Source organism: Streptomyces lienomycini, assembly GCF_027947595.1.
GTDB classification, from domain to species: Bacteria; Actinomycetota; Actinomycetes; order Streptomycetales; family Streptomycetaceae; genus Streptomyces; species Streptomyces lienomycini.
Window position 1 is genome coordinate 7,538,049 of sequence record NZ_CP116257.1, and the last position, 24,194, is coordinate 7,562,242.

Genomic DNA, 24,194 nt, shown 5'->3' on the forward strand with positions numbered 1-24,194 from the left:
GCATAGGCGAATGACGTTACTGAGTCACATTCTTTACCGAGTCAGGGGCCCGATGAGTCAGACTCGATGATTCAGACCCGCTGGGTCACTCCCGCTGGGTCACACCCGCTGGTTCGCACCTGCCGGGTCGGGCCTCGCTCCCGGCAGTCCCGCCGCCAGCCCCGCGAACGCCCGCTCCGCCGCTGCCAGCGCATCGCCCCGCACGTCCTCCACGCGCTCCCCGGCCGCGACCCGCCGCCAGTTCTCCAGGGCGAGGATCCGCTGTACGGCGATGATCTGACCGGCGGCCAGCCTGGCGTCCAGGTCGCCGCCGAGGGCCTCGGCGAGCGCGGCCTCCGACCGTTCCAACTGCGTGTGCAGCCGCGCGACCAGGGACGGGGTGCCGTAGAGCAGGCGGTGGAAGGCGAGTACGGCGGGCTGGTCGTTGAGCCCGGTCACCGGGTCGCACCGCTCCAGCCCGGCCAGGAAGTGCCGCCGCAGCGCGTCGAGCGGCGCCGGTGCCTCGGCCGCCACCCGCGCCGCCTCGTCCTCGTGGTCGGCGATGCGGTGGAGGACGAGGTCCTCCTTGGCCGGGAAGTACCGGAAGAGGGTCGGTTTGGAGACCTCGGCGGCGGCGGCCACCTCGGCGACGGACACCGCGTCGAAGCCCTTCTCCAGGAAGAGGGCGACGGCGGTGTCCGACAGTGTCCGGAACATCCGCTGCCTCTTGCGTTCGCGCAGACCGGGGGCGTTCATGGGGGGAGGCTAGCGTTTCCCGGGCGCGGCTCCGTCCGACGGGAGGCCCGCGGTCTCGCGGTGCCAGCGGGCCAGAGCGGCCATGACGCGCCGGCGCCCGGGGACCTCGTCCAGGCCGAGCGGCCCGGCGGCGGCGGCCACGACGTCCCGCAGCCTCCCGGCCACCCCGGGGAGGGCGGCCCACCGCAGGCCCGTCCCGTCACGCAGCGACAGCGCGGCCCGGACGGTGTCCGTGTAGAGGGACTGGGCCCGCTTGAAACCGGTGATCAGGGGCAGGTCGCGCTGCCACCCCCGGGAACTTCCGGGGCGGGCCTCCTCCACGGCCGCGCACCACGCCCGGACCATCCGGGCCTCCTGACGGGCCGGGTAGCGCATCAGGTGGAGGTGGGTGGCGAGGTCGTAGAGCGGATCGCCGACCATCGCCAGTTCCCAGTCGATGGTCCACAGGCGGCCCCCCGCGTCGATGACGAGGTTCTCGCGGTGCAGGTCGCCGTGGAGCAGGCAGAAGGGCCGCGGGGTGAGCCCGGACAGGCTCTTCTCCAGGTGGGCGAGTGCTTCGTCCCGTACGCCGAGTGCCTCGAAGAGGTCACCGAAAAACGGGCGGTTGGCGTCGTAGACCTGTTCCTCGACGAAGACGACGAGGCGTTTCAGGAAGCCGTCGGTGTCCCCGTCCTCCGGGGCGTCCCACGGGGGGCAGCGCCGTGCCGCGCGCAGTGTCCCGCCGGTGATCGGCGCCAACTGCCGGAACAGGTCCACGATCTGCCCGAACACCGCGTCCGGCACCCGCCGTCCCGCCGGGCGATACGCTCCGAGGGTCCGGCCCTCGATGAACGTCTGCAGGCCCAGGCCCTCGACGTCGACGATGTCGGGCACCCGGTCGACGCGCCCCTTCAGGCACCGGAGCAGCTCCTCCTCCGAGCGGAAGAGCCGACGGTCGAACCACAGACTGGTGGCGCGCGGTTCGCGCAGCTTGACGGCCGCCGTCCCGCCCGGCGGCGACAGGACGTACGTCTCGGAGTGGTAGCCCTTCAACGGCCCCCTGACCAGGGGCGATCCGTCGCCCATCGCCCTTGCTCGCTGCCCGGCGGGCGAGAACTCGAGTGGTGTCATGTGTGTTCCGCCCGTTCTCGTGGCGCCACCTGGGCGAGGGGGTGGGGCACCTTACTGCGCGACACCGTGTCGTGAGGGTCCGGCCGCGTCCGGTGCGGGAAACTGCCGCGGTGACCGACACAGGCCTTGGCCGGGCGGCGATCGACGATCCGGCCGCACTGCTGCGCACCTTCGGGTCCGTCCGCGCGGTGCTGTTCGACTTCGACGGCCCCGTCTGCGATCTGTTCGGCGGCCGCGCCACGGCGGACGTGGCGCGGCAGGTCAAGCGGACGGCCCGGCGCCACTGGGGGCCGCTCGACGCCGCGGTCGAGGAGTGCGACGACTCCCACGGAATCCTCCGTCCCCTCAGGGAGATGTACGAAAGATCCGTACCCAGGCCGAGCGCCCTCCCGCTGGAACTCGCCGAGGCCGCCGTCACCGACATGGAGCGGCACGCCGTGCGCACCGCGGCTCCCACGCCGCATCTGCACGCCCTCGTGGAGCTGCTGCTCGGCCTCGGCAAGCGTCTGGTGGTCGTCAGCAACAACGCGGAGGGGCCGATCCGGGAGTACCTCGCCCGTCTCGGTCTCGGTCCGAAGTTCGACGGGGTCTTCGGCCGGTCGCCGCACGACGCGCGGCTCATGAAGCCGCATCCGGACTGCGTGCACCGGGCCCTGCGCCACCTGGCCCTGCCCGCCGCGGACTGCCTGCTCGTCGGCGACCAGCTCACCGACCTGGGGGCCGCCCGGTCGGCCGGGACCGGCTTCCTCGGGTTCACCCGGCACGCGGTACGCGCGCTGGAGATGGCCGAGGGCGGCGCGGACGCGGTGGTCGCCTCCTACCTGCCCGTCGTACGGGCCGCCGACGGGCCTCCCGCGCGGGTGGCGGCGCCCTAGGCGGTGTCCTCAAATGATCTTGGGTGGTGGATCATGGTGGCGTGATACGTCGCCATGAACTGTCGGATGCCGAGTGGGAGTTCGTCCGGCCGCTGCTGCCCGAGTCGTTGCGGGGACGCAAGCGGCTGGATGACCGCCGGGTCCTGAACGGAATCGTGTGGAAGTTCCGGACCGGGACGGCCTGGCGGGACGTGCCCGAGCGTTACGGGCCGTGGGCCACGCTCCACACCCGTTTTCGCAGGTGGGCGGCGGACGGCACGTTCGACCGGATGCTGCGGGCCGCGCAGGCGAAGGCGGACGCGGCAGGCGACATCGAGTGGCTGGTGTCGGTCGACTCCACGGTCGTCCGCGCCCATCAGCACGCGGCCGGGGCCAGAAAAGGGGGCTCCGCGACCCGGCCCTCGGCCGGTCCAGAGGCGGTCTGACCAGCAAGATCCATCTGGCCTGCGACGGGCGGGGCCGTCCGCTCGGCTTCGTTGTCACGGGCGGCAACACCAACGACTGCACCCGGTTCACCGCCGTGATGGATACGATCCGGGTGCCCCGGATCGGACCGGGACGGCCCCGCGTCCGGCCCGATCACGTCCTGGGCGACAAGGGCTACAGCTCGAAAGCGATCCGCGCCTGGCTCCGCCGGCGGAGCATCGCCCACACGATTCCCGAGCGGGCCGACCAGGCCGGCAACCGGGCCCGGCGAGGCCGCCGCGGTGGCCGCCCGCCGGCCTTCGACCGTGAGGTCTACAAGCACCGCAACGTCGTCGAACGCTGCTTCAACCGCCTGAAGCAGTGGCGCGGCATAGCCACCCGCTACGACAAGACCGCCGAGTCCTACGAGGCAGCCGTCACCCTCGCATCACTCCTGATGTGGGCGTGACATTTGACGACAGAACCTAGCGGTCCCGCCCGCGGGCCGGGTGCGGCCTCACCGTGCCCACAGGGCCCGCAGGACCGGTTCGAGGGAGTCGACGAGCACCGGGGCGCCCGCGTCCCGCAGTTGCCTCTCCTTGCGGTCGTTCCTCGCGTATCCCAGGAAGTCGACGCCGACGCTCGTGGCCGCGGCCAGGTCGGCGGGGGAGTCCCCGACCATCAGGGTGGCGGAGGCGTCGCAGCCCGCGCCGTCCAGGGCGCGGCGCAGGGTGTACGGGTCGGGCTTGAGGCGGTGCGGGTCCCGGGTGCGGCCGTAGATGTGCGGCGCGAAGCAGGGCAGCAGACCGCGGCCGGCCAGGTAGGCGCGCACCGCGTGCGGGGAGTTGTTCGTGACGACGGCCAGCCGGCTGCCGAGCGCGGTCCAGGTGCGGATCAGCGGATCGGCGTAGGCGGTGGGCATCGCGGAGGGCACGGCGCGCAGCTCCGCCGACGTGTAGACCTCCTCGAGGCCCGCCACCAGGTCGCTGCCGGGGTGCCGGCGGTGCGCGGCGCGCAGCACCTCCTGCGGATCGTCGGCCCGCGGAACCTCCCGCGCGCCGTCGGCCCGCTGTCCGTCCGGCGCGAGCGGGCCCGCCATGCCGCGGTCCGCCAGCCACCGCGTCATCTCGTCGGCGACGCGGTCCGCCGCGTACCGGGCGAACAGGCGGCAGATGGGGCCGTCGAAGTCCCACAGCACGAGTCGTGCGCCGCGGACCAGGTGGCGCAGCCGCTCGTCGTCCGTCTCCACTGTCACCGGTTCCGTCCGCTCCGCCTCAGGAGAAGGCCATGTCCGTGGTGATGGTGTTCCACAGGGCTTCGAACCATCTCTCCGACTCCTCGACGAACGCCGCGTCCCGGTGTCCGGTCCGCTTCAGGAAGGAGAACAGCAGCGACTGGGAACCGAGGGCGTCGTACATCTCCAGCGTCCGGTTCTCGTACTCCTCCTCGCGCCGGGTCAGCATGTAGTGACCGAAGAGCGCCTCCTCGCCGTTGAGCAGGTAGAGCTTGGTCGGCGGGGTGAACGGCAGCGTGCGGAAGGACACCCTGACGTCGACGTGGCGGGTGTTGCGCACGGCGCGCAGGTTGTGCTCCAGCACCCGGGCCTGGGCGTTGCGCATCTCCAGCCAGCGCCGGTGGACCGGGTCGTCCTCCTCCTGCTCGACCAGGACGGGGAAGGCCAGCTCGACGTTCCGGGCCGGCAGCAGGACGCGGAAGTCGATCGACTCGGGGCGGATGTGGCCCTCGTGGATCAGGCGGAGCGGCTCGCTCAGGGCGAGCACCAGCGTCTCGGAGGTGTGGCACACGACGTCCACCCGCACCCGGGGCGCCGAGAACGCCGCCGTCAGGCGGTGCCCCAGGGCCAGCATCGTGGGCTGCGGCTGATCGCCGCGGACCGGGGCGGGTTCGGCGATGCGGGGCGGGCTGCCCTTGCTGACGTTGGAGAGCAGGCCGTCCTCCTGGAGCGCCCTCAGGGCCTGGCGGACGGTGCCGCGCTCCACACTGAACTCGTCGGCCAACTCGGCCTGGGTGGGCAGGCGGTCGCCCGCCTTGAGTTCACCCCCGCGGATCCGTTCCCGCAGGATGTCGGCGATCTCCTGGGACGAGAGCCTTCTGCTGCCGTTCACGGACACGTTCTCCTGAGTCACGACCAAACGCTACAACTTCGACCTACCTACAGGGAGTTGTTTGAAACTTGTTTATAGGTAGCTGCCAAGTGGGGACAACCTAGTCGAAGTTGGTTGCCAACTTAACCGGGTTGGCGGAAGTTTTCCGTCCAAACTTCCGAAAGGGAACGACCATGCCCGTCCTCGCCCTCGTCTCCACGGTCTGCGTCCTCGCCTTCGAGCAGATCGTCCAGTGGAGGTACGGCACCGCCGGCATCATCGGCCTGCTCCTGCTCATCACGGGCATCAAGGCCAAGCGTCCGTCACTCAGCTCCGTCGGTGCGGTGATGCTGGCCCTCATGGTCGCACGGCCCGCGCTGTGACCGGACGTCGGCCACCGGGCGTCGCAACTTCTCGCCATCTTCGGCCAGTTCGCAGAAAGGTGGTTCCGGGGAGTTCCAATTGGACATAACCAAGGTTAAGTTGGCAGCCAACTTGGGCAACGTGGTCGAACCTACCGAGGTTGGCCACCACGGTGACAGGGGGTCCACCATGCCGCTCATCGCCATCGTCGTCGCCGCTCTGGCCATCGGGTTCGAGCAGCTCGTGCAGTGGAAGTACGGGCCCATGGGCATCATCGCGTTCGTCGCGCTGTCCATCGGCATCAAGGCGAAGAACACCATGATCGGCGGTGTGGGCGCGGTGATCCTCGTGATGCTGCTCGCCCAGTCCGGCTGAACCGACGTACTGCCGGCCGGGCTCTCCTCCGGAGGGGAGCCGGGAGCCCGGCCGCCAGTCGCACCACGCACAACAACCACAACTGAAAACCCGCGCTACGGATGCGCACGTCCACCGTCACCGGCGGAAGGGAGTCACCTCAGAACATGTCCGGGCACCAAGGCCGCCTGGACGTACGCAGCAGGGCGTCGACCACACGGGCGGCGCCCGCTCGTTCTTCCCGCACCCGGCCGAGCGCGGCCAGCCGTACGGCGGACGCGTCGCCCAGCCACAGCGCCGACAGGTCGCCCACGTCCAGCACGAGGTGGGCGCTCTCGGTGGTCGGCGCGCAGGACGCGCCGTCCGGGCCCGCCTCCAGCCGCCACCGCCCGCCGGTGAGCCCTCCGCGGTCCACGACCTCCAGCACCAGCGATCCCCGGCCCTCGTACGCGCGCGCCTCCAGCGCCGCCGCGACGTCCAGGATCCGCACCCACAGCCAGTCCGCCTGCGAGGTGATCCTGGCCGCTCGCGGGTCGGGCAGGAGGTGCGGGAGCAGGTCGTCGGGGGCCCGCCAGCCGCTCTTCACGGTGGTGATCCAGTCGATCGAGCACAGGTAGTGCCACAGCCCGCGCTCGGCGGCCGGGGTCACCGCGAGCAGCCAGTCGACGGTCGCCGTGTTCAGCGGCTGCTTGGCGTCGCCCCAGTGGTCGTCGGTCCGGTACGAGGCGATGCCCTCGACCTCGCCGGCCGCCGAGCGGTACACGGCGTAGCAGGGCTCGATCCAGGAGGGGCCGTTCATCTGCAGGGCCCCGGTGCGCAGCTGCCACCACACCTCGGTCCGGCTGACCGCGCCCGGCTGGACCCGGCGCAGCCGCTCGTGCAGTTCGGGGCCGAGCTTGCGGACGTCCTCGGCGTCGACGAGGTCGATCCGGGCGCCGTCCTCCGGCGCCGTCCAGCGTGCGGCGAGACCGGCGCGCGGCACGTCGACCGCCCACTCGGTCATGGTGGTGGCGGGGCCGAAGCCGTACCGCCCGTAGATCGGGTACTCGGCCGCGATCAGCGTCGCGACGGTGTCCCCGCGGTCCTTCGCCGCGGTCAGGTCCTGCGCCATCATGCGGGTGAGCAGCCCGCGGCGGCGGTGGGTCGCGGTGACGGTGACGTTGGAGATCGCGTCGGCCCGCACCGGGGCACCGCCGACGGCGGTCAGCTCCTGGTCGAAGGACCGGAAGGTCGCGACACAGCGTGCGCCGTCGAAGGCGCCGAGCGACCGGCCGGGCACGAACTCGGCGCGGCGGGCCTCCAGGTGCTCCGGGCTGACGGCGGGCGGCCGCAGGAACCCGGTGTTCATGGCCCGGTTCCAGTCCGGGAACTCGGCCTCGGTGATGGGACGTACGTCGATCTCGGTGCGGGGGCTCATGGGCTCACGGTAGGACTGCGCCCGTGCCCGCGTCGCGGGGATTTGCCGGCCCCGGGCCAGGGGCCCCGGGGCCGGTGGCCGGGACTGGGGCCGGAGCCAGGACCGGCACCCGGCTCCGTCAGAACGCCGCCCGGATCTCCCCCACCTCGCGCCCGGCGCCCAGCAGCGGGGCGCGGCCGATGCGGTCGACGACCGGGCCGTCCACGCCCAGCAGGGTCAGGGCGCGGGCCAGTACCGGGCCCAGGGCGCGGCCCGCACCGTCCTCGATCTTGAAGGCGAGGGCGCGGCCGTCGGGCAGGGCCACCGCCTGGACGGCCTCCGCGCCCATCTTGGAGAGGGTGCCGGGTACCTCCCGCATCAGCCAGGTGTCGGCGCGGCGGCTGCCGGCGACGTACTCGGGGTGGGCGCGCATCGCGTCGGCGACGCGGCGCTCGGCCGTGCCGGGCTCGGCGGCGACGAAGGATCGGAAGGCGCGGGCCAGGCCGACCAGGCTGATCGCCATGAGCGGCGCCCCGCACCCGTCCGTGCCGACGGCGGCGACCGGCTCGCCCGCCGCGTCCTCCACGACCTTGTGGATGATCCGCTGGAGCGGGTGCTCCGGGTCGAGGTAGGTCTCCAGCGGCCAGCCCCGCTGCGCGCAGATCGCCAGCATCGCGGTGTGCTTGCCGGAGCAGTTCATGGTGACGCGGTCGGGTGCGGCGCCCGACGCCAGGTACGTGTCCCGCTCCTCGGCGTCCAGTGGCAGGTCGGGCGGGCACTGGAGCAGCGCCGGGTCGAGGCCGTACTCGTCGAGCATGGTGCGGACCAGGTCCCGGTGAAACGGTTCTCCGGAGTGGCTCGCGGCGGCCAGCGCCAGCCGCTCCCCCGCGAGGTCGAGGCCGGCCCGCAGCACGCCCGCCGCCTGCATCGGCTTGTTGGAGGAGCGCGGGAAGACCGGCGCCGTCACCTCGCCCAGCGCCAGCTCCACGGCTCCGTCGGCGGCCAGGACCACCAGGCTGCCCCGGTGCCGTCCCTCGACGAAGCCGGACCGGACGACCTCGGCGAGGACGGGCGGTACGACGGGCGAGAGGGCGGACGTGGGCGCAGACCTGAGTGCGGACCGGTCCGTCCGCGGCGAACGGGACCCCTGCGACGCCTGCGGCTGCGACTGAGCCCGGAGCTGCGACTCGGGCTCGGACTGGGGGCGGGACCGGGGCTGTTCGGGTGACTGGGGCGCGGGCATCGGCGGTGGCCTTCCGGACGGTGACGTGACCCGTCGCCGCGACGGCCCGGGATCACCGGACCCCAGGGCGGTCGGGAAGGCCGCCCCGTGTCACACGAGCAGGTCGTCGACTTGTGCTTCCCCCTCACGGTACCGGCGTGCGATCTCCGCGCTGCAGCCGTCCGCCGTGCGCTGGAGCCGCTGCCTGCGCCGGGAGACCTGCTGCTCGTAGCGCACCAGCCGCCCCATTCCGGCGTTCAGCTCGACGTCGGTGCGGGCCGTCAGGTCGGACAGCTCCACCTCGCCCAGCATCTCCGCGGCCAGCCGCCGGCCCTCCTTGCTGCGCGGGGTGCCGAGCGTCACGTGCCGGGCCGAGGAGCGCTGCCGGGCCGGGGCGTCGGCGAGGATCTCCGACAGCCGCTCGACCACGGACCCCGTCGCCGCGGTGGCCACCACGGTCGTCGGCGCCCGCCCCGCCAACTCCGCGCGCAGGATGTCGATGCGGCCCTGCAGCAGCCGCCGCACATAGCTGAGGTCGGCCTCCTCGCGCTGGGCGTCCCGGCGCAGCGCGCGCAGCTCGGGCAGGCTCAGCGCGGTCAGGTCCCGCTCCGGGGGCTCCGCCGGCAGCTCCGGGCTGTCCGTGCGCTGCACGGGCGGCCGGGGCGCCTCCAGGCCACCCGGACATGTCAACGCGGCAGTGCCGAAGGACTGCCCCGTACTCGGTGTGCTCATGTGCCTCAACCGTCCCCTCGCCCCGGCGTCTGGGAGCATCGTGCCACCCCGCGTGGCCGCTATGTGACCGAGTGCCCATGATCAGCCCCGATCGGCCCCGGATGGGGGGTTACGGAGCGAAAACGAACCCCGCACGGGCCCGCCCGCCCGCGCCCCGGCGGGGCACGGCATCATGACGGGATGCGTGCAGTGGTGCAGAGGGTGGACGGCGCGAGCGTCGTCGTGAACGGCGAGACGGTGGGCGCGATCGACGGCGAGGGCCTGTGCGTCCTGGTCGGCGTCACCCACGACGACACCCCGGAGAAGGCGGCGCAGCTGGCCCGCAAGCTCTGGTCGGTGCGGATCCTGCACGACGAGAAGTCGTGCAGCGACCTCGACGCCCCGCTACTGGTGATCAGCCAGTTCACCCTTTACGGCGACGCCCGCAAGGGCCGCCGCCCCACCTGGAACGCGGCCGCGCCCGGCGACGTCGCCGAACCGCTGGTCGACGAGGTCGTCGCACAGCTGCGCGCGCTGGGCGCCACCGTGGCGACGGGCCGCTTCGGCGCGCGGATGCGGGTGTCCCTGACGAACGACGGCCCGTTCACGGTCCTCGTGGAGGTCTGAGCCCCGCCCGTCAGGGCTCGACGACGGTCTCCTGTGCGGCCGCGGTCTCCTCGGCCATCAGCCGGGCGTCCACCGGCACGCTCCGCTTCACCAGGGCGAGGGCGACCGGGCCCAGCTCGTGGTGGCGTACGGACGTGGTGACGAAGCCGATCTTCCGGCCGTCGGGGCCGTCGTCGGCGAGACGGATCTCCGCGCCGTTCGGCGGCAGGTGGACCTCGCTGCCGTCCAGGTGCAGGAAGACCAGCCGGCGCGGGGGCTTGCCGAGATTGTGCACCCGGGCGACGGTCTCCTGCCCCCGGTAGCAGCCCTTCTGGAGGTGCACGGCCGTGCCGATCCAGCCCAGCTCGTGCGGGATGGTCCGGTGGTCGGTCTCGAACCCGACCCGGGGGCGGTGGTGCTCGACGCGCAGCGCCTCGTGGGCGAGGATCCCGGCCGCGGGCCCCGCCTCGGCGGCGAACGCCTCCAGCTCCTCCCTCGGCAGAAAGACGTCACGGCCGTACGGCGTCTCGCGGACGGCGGCCGAGCCGGGGACCCGGGCGATCGACCCGGCGGGCAGGTGCACGACGGCGGTGTCGGCGGTGCGGTCGGCGACCTCGACCCGGTAGAAGAACTTCATCGACTCCAGGTAGGCGATCAGCGCCTCCTGGCTGCCGGGCTCCACGTGCGCCCAGACGGTCGTGCCGTCGTCGACGAGGTACAGCGCGTGTTCGATGTGGCCGTTCGCGGACAGGACCAGCGCCTCGGTGGCCCGGCCGACCGGCAGGTCGCTGACGTGCTGGGTGAGCAGCAGGTGCAGCCAGCTCAGCCGGTCGTCGCCCGTGACGGTGACGACACCGCGGTGGGAGAGGTCGACGAAGCCGGTGCCGTCGGCGAGGGCACGCTGCTCGCGGAACAGGTCGCCGTAGTGGGCGGCGACGCCTTCGTCCACGCCCTCGGCGGGAACGGCGCCGGGCAGGGACAGCAGGGGGCTCTTCATACGCCCAGCCTACGACCCGCTCACGACTCGGTGGCTGCACCCTTCAGGGAACAGCTCTCGCACCGGCCGAAGATCGCGAAGTGCTTCATGTCGGTGTCGAAGCCGAACTGCTCGCGCAGCTTGGCGGTGAAGTCGGCGGCCACCGACAGGTCGGCCTCGATCACGTTGGTGCAGTCCCGGCAGACCAGGTGGATGTGGTGGTGCCGGTCGGCCAGGTGGTAGGTCGGCGCACCGTGCCCCAGGTGGGCGTGGCTGACCAGCCCCAGCTCCTCCAGCAGCTCCAGCGTGCGGTACACGGTGGAGATGTTGATCCCCGACGCGGTCTTGCGCACCTCGCCGAGGATGTCGTCGGGCGTCGCGTGCTCCAGCGTGTCCACGGCCTCCAGGACCAGCTGCCGCTGCGGGGTCAGCCGATAGCCGCGCTGCCTGAGGTCGCTCTTCCAGTCGGTGCTCACCACACCCATGAGTCTAGGACTACTTGAAGAAAGCGATCCCGTCGTCCGGCATGTCGTCCGGCAGGGCCTTGGCCCAGCGCTCGACGTCCTCCGGGGTGACGACCTTCTTCAGGTGTGCCGACATGTACGGGCGCAGCTCGACCTCGGGGGTCTGCTTCTCACCGACCCACATCAGGTCGCTCTTGACGTAGCCGTACAGCCGCTTGCCGCCGGTGTAGGGCTGAGAGGCCGCCGTGCGGGCCACCGCGTCGGTGACCAGGTCGATCTGGGGCTTCTGGTCGGCCATCTCGCCGTACCAGATCTCGATGACGCCGTCGTCGCGGACCATCGTGACCTCGACCTTGCGGTTCGCGTCGATGCGCCAGAAGCCGTGCTCCGACTCCAGCGGACGGACCTTGTTGCCGTCGTTGTCCAGCACCCAGGTGTGGGACTCGTACTCCAGGAAGTCCCGGCCGTCGTGGGTGAAGGAGACCTCCTGGCCGAAGTTGCACTTCTCGGCGCCGGGGAAGTCGTGCACGCCCGCGCCCGCCCAGTTCCCGAGGAGGAACGCGAGGGGGACGAGGTCCTTGTGCAGGTCGGACGGGATCTCGATCATGAGCGGTACTTCCTGGCGTCGGTGATCAGCGCTGGCCCTGGTACAGCTTCTTCACGGTCAGACCGGCGAAGGCGAGAACGCCGACGCAGACCAGGACCAGCAGGGCTTCGAAGAAGATCTCCACGGGGTGCTCCTTGAGCGGGGGGCATACGACAGGGCCGCCCCCAGCTTACGCGGCCCCTCCCGGCTCTTCCCGCCGGACTCCGCCCACGAAGGCGGCCCACGCGGGGGCGGCGAAGAGGAGGGCTCCGTGAGCGGGGTCCTTGCTGTCCCGGACGGGGACGAGGGAGAGGCCGGGGGCGACCTCGACGCAGTTGCCGCCGTCGGGGTTGCTGTAGCTGCTCTTGCGCCAGTCGGCGGCGCGGAGGAGGTCGTCGGAAACCTCGACGCACTCGCCGCCGTCCTGGTTGCTGTAGCTGCTCTTGCGCCAGGTGACCGTGCTCAGATCGATGGCTCGCATGGCGCTTCCTCCAGCATCCGCTCGATGAACTCCCGCGACTCGCCCGGAGACAGGGCCATATCGCGTACTCGATCGTATCGGAGCTGTAGCTGGTCGACTGCCGTTGTTTCCTGGACCAGTTCGCCCGAGTAGCCGGTCTCGACCCAGGCGACGATCCGACCCGCGCCGTGCAGAAACATGGTGTGAGTGTTGGTCAGGGCATGCAGACCCGCCGCCCACGGGACCACCTGGACGCTGATGTTGGGGCGCTCGCCCATCGCGACGAGATGGCGCAATTGCGCACGCCATTCAGCGGTGCTGCGCAACGAACTGTGCAGCACCGTCTCCGAGAGGATGGCGCGGAACTGCGGGCCGCCCTCGGCCAGCAGCGGTTCACGGCGGCCCATACGTGCTGCCACCTGCTTGTCCAGCTCTACGCCCGCCAGTCCACCCTGGCTGAGCAGCTCCGCCGCGTACTCCGGCGTCTGGAGCAGGCCCGGCACGATGCTCGGCGAGTACTGCCACATACTCACCGCCTCGGCCTCCAGGACCATGTACCGCCGGTACCGCTCCTTGAACTGCGTTGGATCCGCCACCGCCAGCTCCCACAGCGTGAGCAGCATTCCGCCCGTGCCGTAGTACTGGTCCAGCGCCTCCACGATCTCCGGGCCGCCCAGGGTGTGGCCGTTCTCCAGCTTTCCGAACTGGGACGCGTCCCAGCCCACCACCTCGGCGACGCCCCGCAGGGACACGCCCCGAGCGTTGCGCAGCAGCCGCAGCTCCTCCGCGAAGCGTGCCCTCGGTTCCTGACTGCGACCCGTGATCGCCCTCCGCTGCGGCACCGCACCCCTCCCCAGATGTGGAATTTGTGGAATTTGGAGCGCCCGTTGTGGCACTAGCGGCCGTTCCGGGCTTGGCGACCCCCGCCGTGGGTCATGCTCGTACTGCCCACCACTACACAGAGTAGGGCAACTGTCGCATTGCGTATAGATGTTGACGAAGGGAGCGAACCCCGTGAGAACAGAACCGGCCACCTACGAGCCCGGCACCGTGCTCTACGACACCGCCGCCGCGAAGGTCGGTGAGTACCGGGGCCGCAGCGGGGCTCGGGTGATGCTCCGTCCCGTCGGCGGCGGGCGGGAGTGGGAGGCGGAGCCGGCCGCGCTGCGCCGGGCGACCGACCGGGAGCGCATCGGGGCGGGACTGCGCGCCGCGAACGAGCGCACGCTCGCCACGCCCCCCGTTCCCGGGGCCGGGGCGGGCTGCCCGGACAGGCCGCCCCTGCCGGTCCCGGGCTGCGACGCGTGCGCCTGGCTCGCCGACCGCAGGGAAGCCGCACGCGCGGCGTTCGACCACAGCGCGGTCTCGGACGCGAACGTCCTGCTGCGCCAGCACCAGCGCAAGGAGCACGAGGCATGACGTACGACGGCGGACTGCCCTACGAGGAGTGCAAGCGGGCGCAGCGGATCGCGCCGCGGCGGGACCGGGCGCCCCTCTCCCCCGGCTACGCGGTGCCGCCGTTCCACCCGGCGCACCCGCCGAGGCCCGTACCGGGGCACAGGGCGCGGCGGCGCGCCCGGCTGGACGGTGCCACCGTCAGCGGCCTGCTCACCGTGTTGTGCGTGGCGACGCTGCTGGTGACGATCACCTTCGCGGTCTGACGCCGTCCGCGCGGGCTACGCTTCCGGCATGGCGAAGAAGCTCGTGATCAAGGTGACGGCGGGGGCGGACGCGCCCGAGCGGTGCTCGCAGGCGTTCACGGTGGCGGCGGTGGCCGTGGCCAGCGGGGTCGACGTGTCGCTGTGGCTGACCGGTGAGTCCGCGTGGTTCGCGGTGCCGGGGCGTGCGGCCGAGTTCGAGCTGCCGCACGCCGCGCCGCTGCCCGACCTGCTGGACTCGCTCCTGGCGGGCGGGCGGGTGACGCTGTGCACCCAGTGCGCGGCCCGCCGCGACCTCACCGAGAAGGACGTCATCGAGGGCGTACGCATCGCGGGCGCGCAGGTCTTCGTACAGGAGGCCCTCGCCGACGAAACCCAAGCCCTCGTCTACTGACCCCTCCCAAAACCCGTGAACAAAACCCACAAAGTGTCCTCAAAGCGCTCATTCGAGCGCCCCAAGGACAACAGAGGTAAATTGTTCGCGCCTTTCGGCAGAGCCCTCAGCGGAGCAGCCGGGTCTGCAGGGCCACGGTCTGCTGGAACGGCACCTCCCCTGCCCCGCCCGCGCGGCTCTGCAGCACGACCGCCAGGACGTCGCCGGCGCCGAGGTACGCCTCCCGGACCTGTTCGCCACCGTACGGCTCGGGTTCGGTGTAGACGGAGGTGAGCACGTCGTCGGACTCGGCAGCCTCCGGGAAGTCCTCGTCGGACTCCACCGTTTCCGTGCCTCGCACGGCGTAGGCCGGCCTGTCGTACGGCGCCAGCTCCATGGTGTGCAGGTTGTCCACGACGGCCGCCGTGCCGAACTGGAGCAGGTAGATCCGCGTGTGCGTCCCGTCGTCGGCGGTCCAGCCACGGGCGGCGATGTGCCGCAGCCCCGCGTCGACGAGCTGCAGCCGCAGCGCGTCACGGTCGGACTCCTCCTGGTACTCCGAGAGGAAGGTCTCCGTCCGCAGCCAACCGTCCTTGCCGCGCAGCTCCCGGTCGGCCGCCACCCCCTCGGGCAGCGGGAGGAGCAGGTCCCGCAGGTCGGCGTAGTGCGCACCGGCCGCGTTGCTCTCGTCGAACGGCCCCGGGCGGCCGGACGGCAGCGGCGCCGCGGTGAGCGTCGGGTACTTCCAGCGCCCGTCCGACGCGGTCGCGAGCCCGGGCACGTCCGTCCGGTCCATCCGCGTGATGCCGTACGCCGTGGCCGATCCGACCGCCGCGAAGACGGCGACGGCCGCGGTCCAGCGCAGCACGGCGCGCAGGACACGGCGGTCCTTGCCCGTCGGAACCGGGGTGCCGGGCGGCGGGGCGTCCGGCATGGGCGGCAGGGCGGGCGCCGGCGTGACGGGGGGTGGCGGGGCGATCTGCTCGGTCACACGGACTCCCCGGGTTCGACGATGCGGTCCAACTGGTCCTTCAGCAGCGCGGCGACGCCGTCGGCGTCGAACGGCTGCAGTCCTTCGGCGGTGACGGTGACCGTGATGTCCGCCAAGGAGGCGTAGCAGTACATCGCTTCGAGAACCTCGTCGTCACCGGAACCGGAGGGCGTGCGGAAGCACTCGGCGTCTTCGTAGCCCTCGATCTCGGGGCCGTCGCGGAAGACGTCCAGGTCGTCCAGGAACGCGTTCTGGCTCTTCGTCACGTCACGGGCGGCGGCCGGGTTCTCCATCCGGGCCAGAACGAAGGACATGGTGGCGGCGCCCGCCACGCGGTTGGCCTTCTCCCCCATGGTGAAGGCGTAGCTCCGCATCGCCATCTCCTTGATGGGCCTGCGGTCGATCTCCTTCTCCATCTGCTTGCGCTCGGTTCGGGGCAGTCCGGCCAGCGACTCCTTGAGCAGGGCGGCCGTCCGGTCGCCGTTCAGCACCGCGTCCGAGCCGAACTCTCCCAGGTCGGGGCCGCGCGTCCAGTTGTCGGGCCGGTACGGGACAAGAGTCCAGGCGAGACTGCCCGGCTTGGCCGCCTCCGCCGGGTGGTCCTCGGCGGGCCCGGGACGCGTCCAGGAAGGGACGCCCGCACTCCGGTCGGCGTTCGCGACGGCCACGGCGGTGCAGGCGACGGCCCCGACGACGGCGCCGGTCAGCAGGAGCGCCCCGGTGACGGCGGCGATCCGACGCCGGCCGCGCCGTCCGGCAGCGCTCGTTTCGGAGGGGGCGGCGGTCGTGGACGGGGCGTCGTCGCGGTTCTCGTTCACAGCCGCTCCATCTGCCGCTCGGCCAGACTCGTGATCATCTTCTTGTCGATCCGCTTGGCTCCGTTCACCCAGATCTCCACGGCGATGTCGCCCCGCCGGGCGTGCGCTTGCGCCTGGTACGGGTACGGAGCGTCGTCGAGGCCGGGAAGGGGCTGGTCGTCGACGAACACCCGGCCGTCCCCCGTGCCCGGGACCTCCCCGTCGTCGTCGGCGTCCTCGTCCGCGTAGTACTGGCCGCCTTCACTGGCTTCGGCGGCGGCGAGGACCTCCTCCTGCCGGTACTGGATCAGCCGGATCTCCACGGAATACGCGCCGTCGACCTCCCAGCCGGTGACTGCTGCCCGGCGGAACTCGCTGCGGAGCAGGTTCTCGAACCCGCTCTGCGGATCCCCGAACGTCCCGGCGTAACTCGTCAGGTCCATCCAGCCTTCGGAGTCCTCCAGCCAGTCGGCCTTCTCCGCCCCGCGTGGCTTCTTCAGCAGCAGGTCACGCAGGTCGCCCTCGGTGCGTACCTGGCGATCCTGGTCGGCGGGGAGCGGCTTCGGTGCCTTCCCCGCACCGCGCGCGAGCGCGGCCTGTGACAGGGGCGGCAGCTTCGTCGGCTCCCGGCCCGCCTGCACGAGAACCCCGGTGCAGGTGCCGGCGACCAGGCCCAGCACGGCGGCGGCGGTGACGAGCAGGGCCGTGCGCCCGCGCCGTCGGCGACTTCCGGCCCTCTCGGCGGGCGTGGCCGCATCGCCGGTCGGCGGCACGGGCTCGCCCGGCACCGCAGGCCCGGTCGGCGGCACGGGCTCGTCCGACGGGTCGCGGTCCTCCTCTTCCGCCGCGGACTTCTCCGGCGGCGTGTGGTCCTCCGCCGCCACGGGCTCGACCCGCGGCGCGCGGTTTTCCAGTGGCGTCGGCGCGGCCGGTGCCGCGGGTCTCGCCGGTTCCTCTTCCATGACGTCCCCCCACAGAACGTGAAGCGCGCGTTCCGTATGCGCACACAGGAGACCCCCAGCCGGCATCCGGGGTTGCGGCGATGTTGATCACGATTCGGCCGCGCCGGGACTCACTGCCCCATGACGTACGCCACCGTCGGGCCGGTGGTCCAGCCGCCGTCCACGGCGAGTTCGGCACCGGTGACGTAGGACGCGGCGTCCGACAGCAGGAAGACGACCGCGCCGGCGATCTCGTGGGCCTCGCCGACCCGGCCCATGGGCGTGTTGGGGTACTTGCCCTCGCCCTGCTCGATGCCCGTGGCCGCGGTCATCGGGGTGTACGTCATCCCGGGGTGCACCGAGTTCACGCGGATGCGGGCGGTGCCCAGTTCCACGGCGCCGATCTTCGTGAGCCCGCGTACGCCCCACTTGGACGCGCCGTACCCGGCCGTGAGCGCGAGGCCCATCAGGCCCGCGGCGGACGAGATGTTGACGATCGATCCGCCGCCGGCCTCCTTCAGCGCGGGGATCACGGTCCTCATGCCGATGAAGACGCCCGTGAGGTTGATGTCGAGCACCTTGCGGAAGTGCTCGACGGACTCCGCCTCCAGCAGGCTGCCGGTCGAGATGCCCGCGTTGTTCACCAGGCCGTGCAGCGCCCCGAACTCGGTGACCGCGAAGTCGGCGACCCGCCGCCAGTCCTCCTCCGAGGTGACGTCGTGGTGGAGGAAGCGGGCGCGGTCGCCGAGGGCGCGGGCGGTGGCCTCGCCGTCGTCGTCCAGGACGTCGGTGATCAGGACGTGCGCGCCGGCGGCGGCGGCCTGGCGGGCCGCCTCCGCGCCCAGGCCCCGGGCGCCTCCGGTGACGATCACGTTCTTGCCGGTCAGGTCGTGCATGGTGCGTACTCTCCTTGCTGAAGTCTGGAGGGCGGGCGCCCTCAGAAGTGGGTGCCGCCGTCGATCCGGATCTCGGTGCCGGTCACGAACCGGCCGTCCTCGCAGGCGAGCATCGCGACGACCGACGCGACCGTCTCCGGACCGGCGAAGCCCTGTCCGAGGGCGGGCGACAGCTTGGCGAAGAGGCTCATGTCGGCGTCCTCGGGCAGCCCGGGACCGGCGCTCTGGCCGCTGGCCCCGCTGCCGTCCGTCATGCCGGAGGAGATGGAACCCGGCTGCACGGCGGTGAAGCGGATGCCGCGCCCCGCGTACTCACTGGCCAGCGCGTGGGTCATGGACTGGATGCCGCCCTTGCTCGCCGCGTACGCCGCCATGTAGGGGTGCGCGAACGCCGCCGAGGTCGAGCTGAAGTTGACCACCGCCGCGTCCGTGCCCTCCAGCAGGGCCGGGATCGATTCGCGGATCACGAGGAAGGTGCCGACGAGGTTCACCGTCAGGACCCGGGTGAACTCCCGTACACCGGTGTCCTCGGTGCGCGACGAGCGCAGGATGCCGGCCGCGTTGACCAGGACGTCGAGTCCGCCCAGCGCGTCCGTCGCGGACCTGACCCCCTCGCGCACCGAGGTCTCGTCGGCGATGTCCATCACGACCGTGGTGAGCCGCTCGGCGTACTGCGACGCCTTCGCGAAGGTGTCCTTCAGCCCCGCCTCGCTCACGTCCGCGGCCACCACGGTGCCGCCCTCCCGCAGGAGGCGCTCCACCGTCGCCTGGCCTATCCCCGAGCCCCCGCCGGTGACCAGGACGCGGCGGCCTTCGTAACGGTTCATGGTGTGGCTGTTCATGTCGTGCTCCAACCCGGCCCGCCGCGGACAGGCCGGTCGGGCCCCTTCGGCGCCCGCTCTCTTCGGCGCACTCGATTCCGCTTCACGGTACGCCTGGATGGCACGATTTGCCACTACGTCACGGCATGCCGTCAGTGCGTCGCGGGTCGTATTCTTCTGGGGTGAGCACCGAGCCGTCCCCGCCCCCGTCGCCGTCCCTGACCGAGCGCCGCAAGGCCGCCACCCAGCTCGACATCGCGCACGCGGCGGCGGAACTCTTCGCCTCCCGGGGCCCGGAGGCCACGACGGCCGAGGAGATCGCCCGGCGGGCCGGGATCGCGCTGCGGACCTTCTACCGCTACTTCCGCTCCAAGCAGGACGCGGTCGGCCCCCTGCTGACGGACGGCGCCGACCGCTGGCGCGGGCTGCTGGAGGCCATGGCGCCGGGCACCCCGCTCGGCCCGGCGCTGCGGGCCGCGGCGGAGCGGGCGCTGGCGGCCCCCGACGCCGGGGCCGCGGAGGCACTGCTGCGGACGCGCGGGCTGCTGCGGGCCGCGGAGGACGATCCGGCGCTGCGCGCCGTCTGGTACCGCGTGAACCAGGAGTCGGAGGAGCGGCTCGTTCCGGTGATCGCGCGTCTGATGGGCCCGGCGGACGGGGTCACGGGCGCGGGCGGACGTACGGACGGGGGTGGTCCCGACGCGCTGGAGGTGCGGCTGGTGGCGGCCGCCGCCACCGACGCCATCCGGATCGCCGTGGAGACCTGGGCCGACACCGAGGCGGGCGCGGAGGGGCCCGGCTCACCGGCCGACCTGGCGGCGCGCTGCCTGGAACGCCTCCTGGGGGGCCTGGACCGGGCGTAGGCGGGCGCCCGGGGCTAGGGCCGGTCCTCGCGCCGCGAGCGCTTCTTGCCGTCCAGTTCGTCCCACCACTCGTCGGACTTGGCGTCGCCGGACGGGTCGTCCCACCAGCGGTCGTCCGGGCCGCGCCGGTTGGCCATCATCGCCGCCACCGGGGGGATGAGCATCGCGAACACGCACAGGCCCACGGCGGCCGGGACGGACCAGAGGCGCACGACTCCCCAGGCCAGGACGAAGAGCACGATGCAGGTCCCCATCATGGCGAAGTAGACGTGCCGCCGCCGCGCGTACATAGGTCCAGGGTAGGCCCGTCACGGCGAAGGGGCCGCACCCCAGGCGTCCAACCCGGTGGGTGCGGCCCCTCGGCCGTCGCGCGCCGTGTGGTCTGACGTCAGACGGCGATCGCGACCTCCGCCAGGCCGCCCTGCTGGGCGACGACGGTGCGGTCGGCGGTGCCGCCCGGGATCAGCGCGCGTACGGTCCAGGTGCCCTCGGCCGCGTAGAAGCGGAACTGGCCCGTCGCGGAGGTCGGGACCTCCGCCGTGAACTCGCCGGTGGCGTCCAGCAGCCGGACGTAGCCCGTCACCGGCTCGCCGTCACGGGTCACCTGACCCTGGATGGTGGTCTCACCGGGCTTGATCGTGGAGGCGTCGGGGCCGCCGGCCTTCGCTCCGCACATGTCGTTACTCCTGAGGTGTTGGGAAAGGTCGGCCGGGTGCCGTACCCGTGTCGCTTACTTCGCGGCGCCGAGCTCGATCGGCACGCCGACGAGGGAGCCGTACTCGGTCCAGGAGCCGTCGTAGTTCTTGACGTTCTCCACGCCCAGCAGCTCGTGCAGGACGAACCAGGTCAGGGCCGAGCGCTCACCGATGCGGCAGTAGGCGATGGTGTCCTTCGCCAGGTCGACCTGCTCGTCGGTGTAGAGCTGCTTCAGCTCGTCGTCCGACTTGAAGGTGCCGTCGTCGTTGGCGTTCTTCGACCACGGGATGTTGCGGGCGGACGGGACGTGGCCCGGACGCTGCGACTGCTCCTGCGGGAGGTGGGCCGGGGCGAGCAGCTTGCCGGAGAACTCGTCGGGCGAGCGGACGTCGACCAGGTTCTGCGCGCCGATCGCCTGGACGACGTCGTCGCGGAAGGCACGGATCGCGGTGTTCTGCGGCTTGGCCTTGTAGTCGGTGGCGGCGCGCTCGGGCACGTCGTCGCCGGCGACCAGCTCGCGGGCGTCCAGCTCCCACTTCTTGCGGCCGCCGTCGAGGAGCTTGACGTTGTCGTGGCCGTAGAGCTTGAAGTACCAGTAGGCGTACGACGCGAACCAGTTGTTGTTGCCGCCGTAGAGGACCACCAGCGTGTCGTTGGCGATGCCCTTCGCCGACAGGAGCTTCTCGAAGCCCTCCTGGTCGACGAAGTCGCGGCGGACCGGGTCCTGGAGGTCCTGGGTCCAGTCGATCCGGATCGCGTTCTTGATGTGGTTCTTCTCGTAGGCGGACGTGTCCTCGTCCACCTCGACGATGGCGATGTCCGAGTCGTCCAGGTGGTCCTGCAGCCAGTCGGCGTCGACCAGTACGTCGCTGCGGCTCATGATTTCTCCTCCGGGGCAGTTGGCGGCGGGGCGTGCGGTGAGAGGGTGCGCGCGCTCGGGCCGTGCGGCGGCGCGCGGATGCCCGGGGCAGGCCGGGGCGGCTGGGGGTGAGGGGGACACGGGCGGCGACGTCGCCGCCCGCCTCAGACAGTGCGACAGAGCATGGCGGCAACGCGGCACAGGTCCACTGCCCGCCGCTTCGTGAGGTCCGCCTGACGCTTCATAGGTCCCGATCGTAGGGATTGAGGGCGGGGCGTGTCACCGACGTGTCGCATGATGAGACGGGATCGTCCGGAATATGGGATCGAAGGCTGGTCCGGGCCGCCGCCGGAGGGCCGCGCGTGCCGGGGCGGGCACGGGCGGGCGCCTTGGTATCTGCGGTACGGACAGCGCGGTCTCGCCTGTCGGACGCCGTGGCCGACCGCCGGCCCTCGTCCTACCCGGCGAGCTTGACGTTCGAACCCTTCACGGTGATCTCGACGCCGTCCTTCGCCGCCTCGACCTTGTCCAGCTCGATGCCGCCCGGCAGCTCGTCGATGGTCTGCTGGAAGTCGGTGATGGCCCGGATCCGGGACTCGGCGAGCTGCTTGCCGCCGATGCTGGGCAGACCGTCGGCGACGACCTCGACCTCGTTGTCCTTGACCTGGACGGAGCTGAGCACCTCGACCGGCTCGGGCACCTCGACGCCGAGGACCGTGGCCCGCAGCGTCACCTTGATCTTTCCGTTGCCGCCGTCGGAGAGGCCGATGACCTTGGCGCTGACGCCGGGCGTGACGTCCGTGGGCTCGGACTTGGCGGCCTTCATCAGCTCGTCGTAGCCGACGGTCGCGGTGCCGGTGGCGGTGGCCGCGGTGGCGGAGCTGAAGTCGCTGGAGAACTCGACGCCCTTCATGTGGGCGCTCAGGTGGCCGATGCGGATCTTCTCGCCCGTGGTGCCGGTGGACGCCTCGTAGTCGTCGATGCCGACCTCGACGTCGTCCAGCTCGCCGCCGGCGACCTGGGTGAGGAAGGGGAAGCCGTTGATGGAGACGTCCGGTGTCGAGGCCAGGTTCTCGGTGCTGCGCAGCTTGTCCGCCGCCTCGCCCTCGGCGAAGTGGACGGCGACACGGTCGGCGATCACGAAGAGGCCGCCCAGGATCACGACGACGATCAACAGTATTCGCAGTGCGCGCATGCGGTGTTCCCCAAGCTGGACGGTCGACGACGACGGACCCGACGACCGGCGGCCGTCCAGCGCGAGCGTAACGCGGGCCGCGGGCGCCCCCCGCGTTTTGTCGAACACCTGTGACAGGGGGCGCCGCCGCGAACCACTAGGCCAGGGCCCTGCCCAGGAGGTACACGGCCGGGGCCGCCGCCGCGAGGGGGAGGGCCACACCCGCCGTGAAGTGGACGAAACGGGAGGGGTAGTCGTAGGCCGCGACGCGCAGGCCGATCAGCGCGCACACCGCCGCGCCCGCGCCGAGCAGCGCCCCCGACGCCCCGAGGTCCGTCACCGAACCGGCCGCGATTCCCGCCCCGGCCGCCGCGAGCAGCGCGACCACCACGGACGCCGGGGTCGGCAGCGGCAGCGCGCGGGCCACCACGGCCACGGCCACCGCGATCCCGCCGACCGTCACCGCGTGCGCGTCGGCGGCGAGGTACCCGCCCGCGACGACGGCCAGGGCCGCCGCGGCGATGGTCGCCATCAGGCCGTACATCCGCTCGTCCGGGTCGGCGTGCGAGCGGAGCTGGAGGACGAGGGAGAGCAGCACCCACACCCCGAGGGTGCCGAGGATCGCCGCCGGGGAGCGGTCCGACGCCAGCATCGCCGCGTCCGCGGCCACCGCGCCCGCGAAGCCCAGCGCGATGCCCTGCCGGGCGGGCCACATGCCGTTCAGGCGGAACCAGCCCGCCGCGGTGACCGCCTGGAGGACGACGAGCGGGACGAGCAGGGCGTACGTGCCGAGCGCCGCCGCGCCGGCCAGCAGCAGCCCGAGCAGCGCGGTGAGACCGGCCGGCTGCATGCCCGGGTCGATGATCGGCGACCGCCCTTCGGCCCGGGCGCGCTGCGCGTCCGTGACCCGCGTGTTCCCGGCGACGGTCGCGGGACCGTAGCCCGGCTCGCCGGAGGAGGAGTCGGAGGGGCCGGCGGCGGGCGTCGCGGGGGCGGGGGCGGGTGCGGGTGCGGGGGCGGGGGGCTCGTACGGCAGGGGCTGCGGCTGCGGCTGCGGCTGCGGCTGCGGCTGGGATGCGTAGGTCTGCTGGGCGTAGGCCTGCGGCTGGGGCTGGTACGCCTGCTGCGGGGGCTGCTCCGGGTACGGCTGGGGCTGGGGCTGCGCCTGTGCCTGCGCCTGTGCCGGGTACGGCTCCGGCTGCGGGGCGTACGACGGCAGGTACGCCGTCTCCTCCGCGGAGACCGGCGGCTGCACCTGCGTCTCCCAGGTCTGGCCCTGCCACTGCTGCGTGTACTGGCCGGCGTTCGGGTCCGGCTGCTCCCCGTACCCCGCGTACGGCTGCTGCCCGGGCCACGCCTGCGCGTCGTACCCGGCGTACTCCGCCTGCCCCGCGTAGGACCCGTGCTCGTCGTACCCCTCGTACGGCTGATGCGGCTGATGCGGCTGGTTGGTCATCGCTCACCCTCCTGCGAACGGCGGGAGCACCTCGACCGTGCCGCCGTCGGCCAGCCGTACCGTCTCATGCCCGCGGGTGCCCACGGGGTCGCCGTCGACGAGGAACGAGCAGCGCAGCAGCACGCGCGTGAGTTCGCCGGGGTGCCGCTCGCGCACCGCGCCGAGCGCGTCGGCGAGCGTGTCCGCGTCGTACGGCTCCTCGGGCACCCCCGCCGCGGCCTTCGCGGCGGCCCAGTAGCGCACCGTGACCTTTGCCATCTGGATCCTTCGTCGCCGGTGCCGATCGGCGTCCGTGTCGATC

The 24,194-nt window shown here is 72.3% G+C and carries 31 protein-coding genes and 1 pseudogene; 9 read left to right on the forward strand and 23 right to left on the reverse strand.

The window, feature by feature from the left end:
• Positions 1-99: 99 nt before the first annotated feature.
• Both BJ961_RS34355 and BJ961_RS34360 read right to left on the reverse strand, forming a co-directional pair.
• Positions 100-735: a TetR family transcriptional regulator gene (locus tag BJ961_RS34355; protein ID WP_271416667.1), complete on the reverse strand. Its 636-nt coding sequence runs from the start codon at positions 733-735 to the stop codon at positions 100-102.
• 9 nt (positions 736-744) lie between these two features.
• Positions 745-1,845 (reverse strand): aminoglycoside phosphotransferase family protein, encoded by a 1,101-nt coding sequence (locus tag BJ961_RS34360; RefSeq protein ID WP_271416668.1) that lies wholly within the window; start codon positions 1,843-1,845, stop codon positions 745-747.
• A gap of 110 nt (positions 1,846-1,955) precedes the next feature.
• Here BJ961_RS34360 and BJ961_RS34365 point away from each other — a divergent pair, with 110 nt between their 5' ends.
• Complete coding sequence (locus BJ961_RS34365; RefSeq protein ID WP_271416669.1) at positions 1,956-2,720, forward strand: HAD family hydrolase; 765 nt, start codon at positions 1,956-1,958, stop codon at positions 2,718-2,720.
• Positions 2,721-2,761: 41 nt separating this feature from the next.
• A pseudogene (locus BJ961_RS34370) lies at positions 2,762-3,594 on the forward strand (IS5 family transposase).
• Between the two features lie 48 nt (positions 3,595-3,642).
• On the opposite strand, the gene BJ961_RS34375 reads toward BJ961_RS34370, so the two are convergent.
• Positions 3,643-4,380 carry an HAD family hydrolase gene (locus BJ961_RS34375; RefSeq protein WP_271416670.1) on the reverse strand — a complete coding sequence of 246 codons (738 nt, stop codon included), beginning with the start codon at positions 4,378-4,380 and terminating at the stop codon, positions 3,643-3,645.
• A gap of 19 nt (positions 4,381-4,399) precedes the next feature.
• Positions 4,400-5,278, reverse strand: coding sequence for a winged helix-turn-helix domain-containing protein (locus BJ961_RS34380; protein WP_271416671.1), 879 nt, complete (start codon positions 5,276-5,278; stop codon positions 4,400-4,402).
• 146 nt (positions 5,279-5,424) lie between these two features.
• On the opposite strand from BJ961_RS34380, the gene BJ961_RS34385 reads away from it, so the two are divergent.
• Both BJ961_RS34385 and BJ961_RS34390 read left to right on the forward strand, forming a co-directional pair.
• Positions 5,425-5,613, forward strand: a complete 189-nt coding sequence (locus BJ961_RS34385) for a hypothetical protein (RefSeq protein ID WP_271416672.1) — start codon at positions 5,425-5,427, stop codon at positions 5,611-5,613.
• 169 nt (positions 5,614-5,782) lie between these two features.
• A complete protein-coding gene (locus BJ961_RS34390) occupies positions 5,783-5,968 on the forward strand; it encodes a hypothetical protein (protein WP_003974784.1) in 186 nt (61 codons plus the stop codon).
• Between the two features lie 139 nt (positions 5,969-6,107).
• On the opposite strand, the gene BJ961_RS34395 is transcribed toward BJ961_RS34390, so the two are convergent.
• The 3 genes from BJ961_RS34395 to BJ961_RS34405 all read right to left on the reverse strand — a co-directional run bounded on the left by BJ961_RS34395 (position 6,108) and on the right by BJ961_RS34405 (position 9,297).
• Positions 6,108-7,364 carry a GNAT family N-acetyltransferase gene (locus BJ961_RS34395; protein ID WP_271416673.1) on the reverse strand — a complete coding sequence of 419 codons (1,257 nt, stop codon included), beginning with the start codon at positions 7,362-7,364 and terminating at the stop codon, positions 6,108-6,110.
• 118 nt (positions 7,365-7,482) lie between these two features.
• Positions 7,483-8,586 (reverse strand): asparaginase, encoded by a 1,104-nt coding sequence (locus BJ961_RS34400; protein WP_271416674.1) that lies wholly within the window; start codon positions 8,584-8,586, stop codon positions 7,483-7,485.
• A 90-nt stretch (positions 8,587-8,676) separates the two neighbouring features.
• Positions 8,677-9,297: an RsiG family protein gene (locus BJ961_RS34405; protein WP_271416675.1), complete on the reverse strand. Its 621-nt coding sequence runs from the start codon at positions 9,295-9,297 to the stop codon at positions 8,677-8,679.
• 180 nt (positions 9,298-9,477) lie between these two features.
• Here BJ961_RS34405 and dtd point away from each other — a divergent pair, with 180 nt between their 5' ends.
• Positions 9,478-9,903 (forward strand): D-aminoacyl-tRNA deacylase, encoded by a 426-nt coding sequence (dtd, locus tag BJ961_RS34410; RefSeq protein WP_271416676.1) that lies wholly within the window; start codon positions 9,478-9,480, stop codon positions 9,901-9,903.
• Positions 9,904-9,913: 10 nt separating this feature from the next.
• Here dtd and ygfZ read toward each other — a convergent pair whose 3' ends face one another.
• The 5 genes from ygfZ to BJ961_RS34435 form a co-directional block, all read right to left on the reverse strand.
• Positions 9,914-10,879, reverse strand: a complete 966-nt coding sequence (gene ygfZ, locus BJ961_RS34415) for a CAF17-like 4Fe-4S cluster assembly/insertion protein YgfZ (protein ID WP_271416677.1) — start codon at positions 10,877-10,879, stop codon at positions 9,914-9,916.
• Positions 10,880-10,899: 20 nt separating this feature from the next.
• A complete protein-coding gene (locus BJ961_RS34420; protein WP_271416678.1) occupies positions 10,900-11,337 on the reverse strand; it encodes a Fur family transcriptional regulator in 438 nt (145 codons plus the stop codon).
• A gap of 16 nt (positions 11,338-11,353) precedes the next feature.
• Positions 11,354-11,929: an FABP family protein gene (locus BJ961_RS34425; RefSeq protein ID WP_271416679.1), complete on the reverse strand. Its 576-nt coding sequence runs from the start codon at positions 11,927-11,929 to the stop codon at positions 11,354-11,356.
• Between the two features lie 169 nt (positions 11,930-12,098).
• Positions 12,099-12,389, reverse strand: coding sequence for a DUF397 domain-containing protein (locus tag BJ961_RS34430; RefSeq protein ID WP_271416680.1), 291 nt, complete (start codon positions 12,387-12,389; stop codon positions 12,099-12,101).
• On the reverse strand, positions 12,371-13,210 hold the full coding sequence (locus tag BJ961_RS34435; protein WP_271416681.1) for a helix-turn-helix domain-containing protein: 840 nt from the start codon (positions 13,208-13,210) through the stop codon (positions 12,371-12,373). Before BJ961_RS34435 ends, BJ961_RS34430 begins: the two co-directional genes overlap by 19 nt.
• Before the next feature lie 172 nt (positions 13,211-13,382).
• Between BJ961_RS34435 and BJ961_RS34440 the strand changes: the two genes are divergently transcribed.
• From BJ961_RS34440 to BJ961_RS34450, 3 genes are read left to right on the forward strand one after another with little or no spacing between them, the layout of a single operon-like run.
• Positions 13,383-13,787 (forward strand): hypothetical protein, encoded by a 405-nt coding sequence (locus BJ961_RS34440; protein WP_271416682.1) that lies wholly within the window; start codon positions 13,383-13,385, stop codon positions 13,785-13,787.
• Entirely contained in the window at positions 13,784-14,029 is a 246-nt protein-coding gene (locus tag BJ961_RS34445; RefSeq protein ID WP_271416683.1) for a hypothetical protein, read from the forward strand. The genes BJ961_RS34440 and BJ961_RS34445 overlap by 4 nt, the downstream gene beginning before the upstream one ends.
• A 28-nt stretch (positions 14,030-14,057) precedes the next feature.
• Complete coding sequence (locus tag BJ961_RS34450) at positions 14,058-14,420, forward strand: DsrE family protein (protein WP_271416684.1); 363 nt, start codon at positions 14,058-14,060, stop codon at positions 14,418-14,420.
• Between the two features lie 106 nt (positions 14,421-14,526).
• On the opposite strand, the gene BJ961_RS34455 is transcribed toward BJ961_RS34450, so the two are convergent.
• The 5 genes from BJ961_RS34455 to BJ961_RS34475 form a co-directional block, all read right to left on the reverse strand.
• Positions 14,527-15,390 carry a hypothetical protein gene (locus BJ961_RS34455; protein WP_381158707.1) on the reverse strand — a complete coding sequence of 288 codons (864 nt, stop codon included), beginning with the start codon at positions 15,388-15,390 and terminating at the stop codon, positions 14,527-14,529.
• Positions 15,387-16,208 (reverse strand): hypothetical protein, encoded by an 822-nt coding sequence (locus BJ961_RS34460; RefSeq protein ID WP_271416685.1) that lies wholly within the window; start codon positions 16,206-16,208, stop codon positions 15,387-15,389. The genes BJ961_RS34455 and BJ961_RS34460 overlap by 4 nt, the downstream gene beginning before the upstream one ends.
• A complete protein-coding gene (locus BJ961_RS34465) occupies positions 16,205-17,149 on the reverse strand; it encodes a hypothetical protein (RefSeq protein ID WP_271416686.1) in 945 nt (314 codons plus the stop codon). Before BJ961_RS34465 ends, BJ961_RS34460 begins: the two co-directional genes overlap by 4 nt.
• Before the next feature lie 110 nt (positions 17,150-17,259).
• On the reverse strand, positions 17,260-18,024 hold the full coding sequence (locus tag BJ961_RS34470; RefSeq protein ID WP_271416687.1) for a glucose 1-dehydrogenase: 765 nt from the start codon (positions 18,022-18,024) through the stop codon (positions 17,260-17,262).
• Between the two features lie 41 nt (positions 18,025-18,065).
• Positions 18,066-18,851 carry an SDR family NAD(P)-dependent oxidoreductase gene (locus tag BJ961_RS34475; RefSeq protein ID WP_271417259.1) on the reverse strand — a complete coding sequence of 262 codons (786 nt, stop codon included), beginning with the start codon at positions 18,849-18,851 and terminating at the stop codon, positions 18,066-18,068.
• A gap of 176 nt (positions 18,852-19,027) precedes the next feature.
• On the opposite strand from BJ961_RS34475, the gene BJ961_RS34480 reads away from it, so the two are divergent.
• Entirely contained in the window at positions 19,028-19,708 is a 681-nt protein-coding gene (locus BJ961_RS34480) for a TetR family transcriptional regulator (protein ID WP_271416688.1), read from the forward strand.
• Between the two features lie 14 nt (positions 19,709-19,722).
• Here the strand turns inward: BJ961_RS34480 and BJ961_RS34485 are convergent, their stop codons facing one another.
• The 6 genes from BJ961_RS34485 to BJ961_RS34510 form a co-directional block, all read right to left on the reverse strand.
• Positions 19,723-19,998 carry a DUF3099 domain-containing protein gene (locus tag BJ961_RS34485; protein WP_271416689.1) on the reverse strand — a complete coding sequence of 92 codons (276 nt, stop codon included), beginning with the start codon at positions 19,996-19,998 and terminating at the stop codon, positions 19,723-19,725.
• A 98-nt stretch (positions 19,999-20,096) separates the two neighbouring features.
• Positions 20,097-20,384 carry a DUF1416 domain-containing protein gene (locus BJ961_RS34490; protein ID WP_003974805.1) on the reverse strand — a complete coding sequence of 96 codons (288 nt, stop codon included), beginning with the start codon at positions 20,382-20,384 and terminating at the stop codon, positions 20,097-20,099.
• Between the two features lie 54 nt (positions 20,385-20,438).
• Positions 20,439-21,284, reverse strand: coding sequence for a sulfurtransferase (locus tag BJ961_RS34495; protein ID WP_271416690.1), 846 nt, complete (start codon positions 21,282-21,284; stop codon positions 20,439-20,441).
• Between the two features lie 436 nt (positions 21,285-21,720).
• The gene (locus BJ961_RS34500; protein ID WP_271416691.1) at positions 21,721-22,458 is read right to left on the reverse strand and encodes an LmeA family phospholipid-binding protein; all 738 of its coding nucleotides are present in this window, start codon (positions 22,456-22,458) and stop codon (positions 21,721-21,723) included.
• A 136-nt stretch (positions 22,459-22,594) separates the two neighbouring features.
• Positions 22,595-23,893 (reverse strand): hypothetical protein, encoded by a 1,299-nt coding sequence (locus BJ961_RS34505; RefSeq protein ID WP_271416692.1) that lies wholly within the window; start codon positions 23,891-23,893, stop codon positions 22,595-22,597.
• Positions 23,894-23,896: 3 nt separating this feature from the next.
• On the reverse strand, positions 23,897-24,151 hold the full coding sequence (locus tag BJ961_RS34510; RefSeq protein ID WP_271416693.1) for a MoaD/ThiS family protein: 255 nt from the start codon (positions 24,149-24,151) through the stop codon (positions 23,897-23,899).
• Positions 24,152-24,194 lie beyond the last annotated feature (43 nt).

Coding starts and splice junctions, on each gene's coding strand:
- BJ961_RS34355 (WP_271416667.1), bottom strand. CDS start 735: ATGAACGCCCCCGGTCTGCGCGAACGCAAGAGGCAGCGGATGTTCCGG.
- BJ961_RS34360 (WP_271416668.1), bottom strand. CDS start 1,845: ATGACACCACTCGAGTTCTCGCCCGCCGGGCAGCGAGCAAGGGCGATG.
- BJ961_RS34385 (WP_271416672.1), top strand. CDS start 5,425: ATGCCCGTCCTCGCCCTCGTCTCCACGGTCTGCGTCCTCGCCTTCGAG.
- BJ961_RS34390 (WP_003974784.1), top strand. CDS start 5,783: ATGCCGCTCATCGCCATCGTCGTCGCCGCTCTGGCCATCGGGTTCGAG.
- BJ961_RS34395 (WP_271416673.1), bottom strand. CDS start 7,364: ATGAGCCCCCGCACCGAGATCGACGTACGTCCCATCACCGAGGCCGAG.
- BJ961_RS34400 (WP_271416674.1), bottom strand. CDS start 8,586: ATGCCCGCGCCCCAGTCACCCGAACAGCCCCGGTCCCGCCCCCAGTCC.
- BJ961_RS34405 (WP_271416675.1), bottom strand. CDS start 9,297: ATGAGCACACCGAGTACGGGGCAGTCCTTCGGCACTGCCGCGTTGACA.
- dtd (WP_271416676.1), top strand. CDS start 9,478: ATGCGTGCAGTGGTGCAGAGGGTGGACGGCGCGAGCGTCGTCGTGAAC.
- ygfZ (WP_271416677.1), bottom strand. CDS start 10,879: ATGAAGAGCCCCCTGCTGTCCCTGCCCGGCGCCGTTCCCGCCGAGGGC.
- BJ961_RS34425 (WP_271416679.1), bottom strand. CDS start 11,929: ATGATCGAGATCCCGTCCGACCTGCACAAGGACCTCGTCCCCCTCGCG.
- BJ961_RS34430 (WP_271416680.1), bottom strand. CDS start 12,389: ATGCGAGCCATCGATCTGAGCACGGTCACCTGGCGCAAGAGCAGCTAC.
- BJ961_RS34445 (WP_271416683.1), top strand. CDS start 13,784: ATGACGTACGACGGCGGACTGCCCTACGAGGAGTGCAAGCGGGCGCAG.
- BJ961_RS34450 (WP_271416684.1), top strand. CDS start 14,058: ATGGCGAAGAAGCTCGTGATCAAGGTGACGGCGGGGGCGGACGCGCCC.
- BJ961_RS34465 (WP_271416686.1), bottom strand. CDS start 17,149: ATGGAAGAGGAACCGGCGAGACCCGCGGCACCGGCCGCGCCGACGCCA.
- BJ961_RS34470 (WP_271416687.1), bottom strand. CDS start 18,024: ATGCACGACCTGACCGGCAAGAACGTGATCGTCACCGGAGGCGCCCGG.
- BJ961_RS34475 (WP_271417259.1), bottom strand. CDS start 18,851: ATGAACCGTTACGAAGGCCGCCGCGTCCTGGTCACCGGCGGGGGCTCG.
- BJ961_RS34485 (WP_271416689.1), bottom strand. CDS start 19,998: ATGTACGCGCGGCGGCGGCACGTCTACTTCGCCATGATGGGGACCTGC.
- BJ961_RS34490 (WP_003974805.1), bottom strand. CDS start 20,384: ATGTGCGGAGCGAAGGCCGGCGGCCCCGACGCCTCCACGATCAAGCCC.
- BJ961_RS34495 (WP_271416690.1), bottom strand. CDS start 21,284: ATGAGCCGCAGCGACGTACTGGTCGACGCCGACTGGCTGCAGGACCAC.
- BJ961_RS34500 (WP_271416691.1), bottom strand. CDS start 22,458: ATGCGCGCACTGCGAATACTGTTGATCGTCGTCGTGATCCTGGGCGGC.
- BJ961_RS34505 (WP_271416692.1), bottom strand. CDS start 23,893: ATGACCAACCAGCCGCATCAGCCGCATCAGCCGTACGAGGGGTACGAC.
- BJ961_RS34510 (WP_271416693.1), bottom strand. CDS start 24,151: ATGGCAAAGGTCACGGTGCGCTACTGGGCCGCCGCGAAGGCCGCGGCG.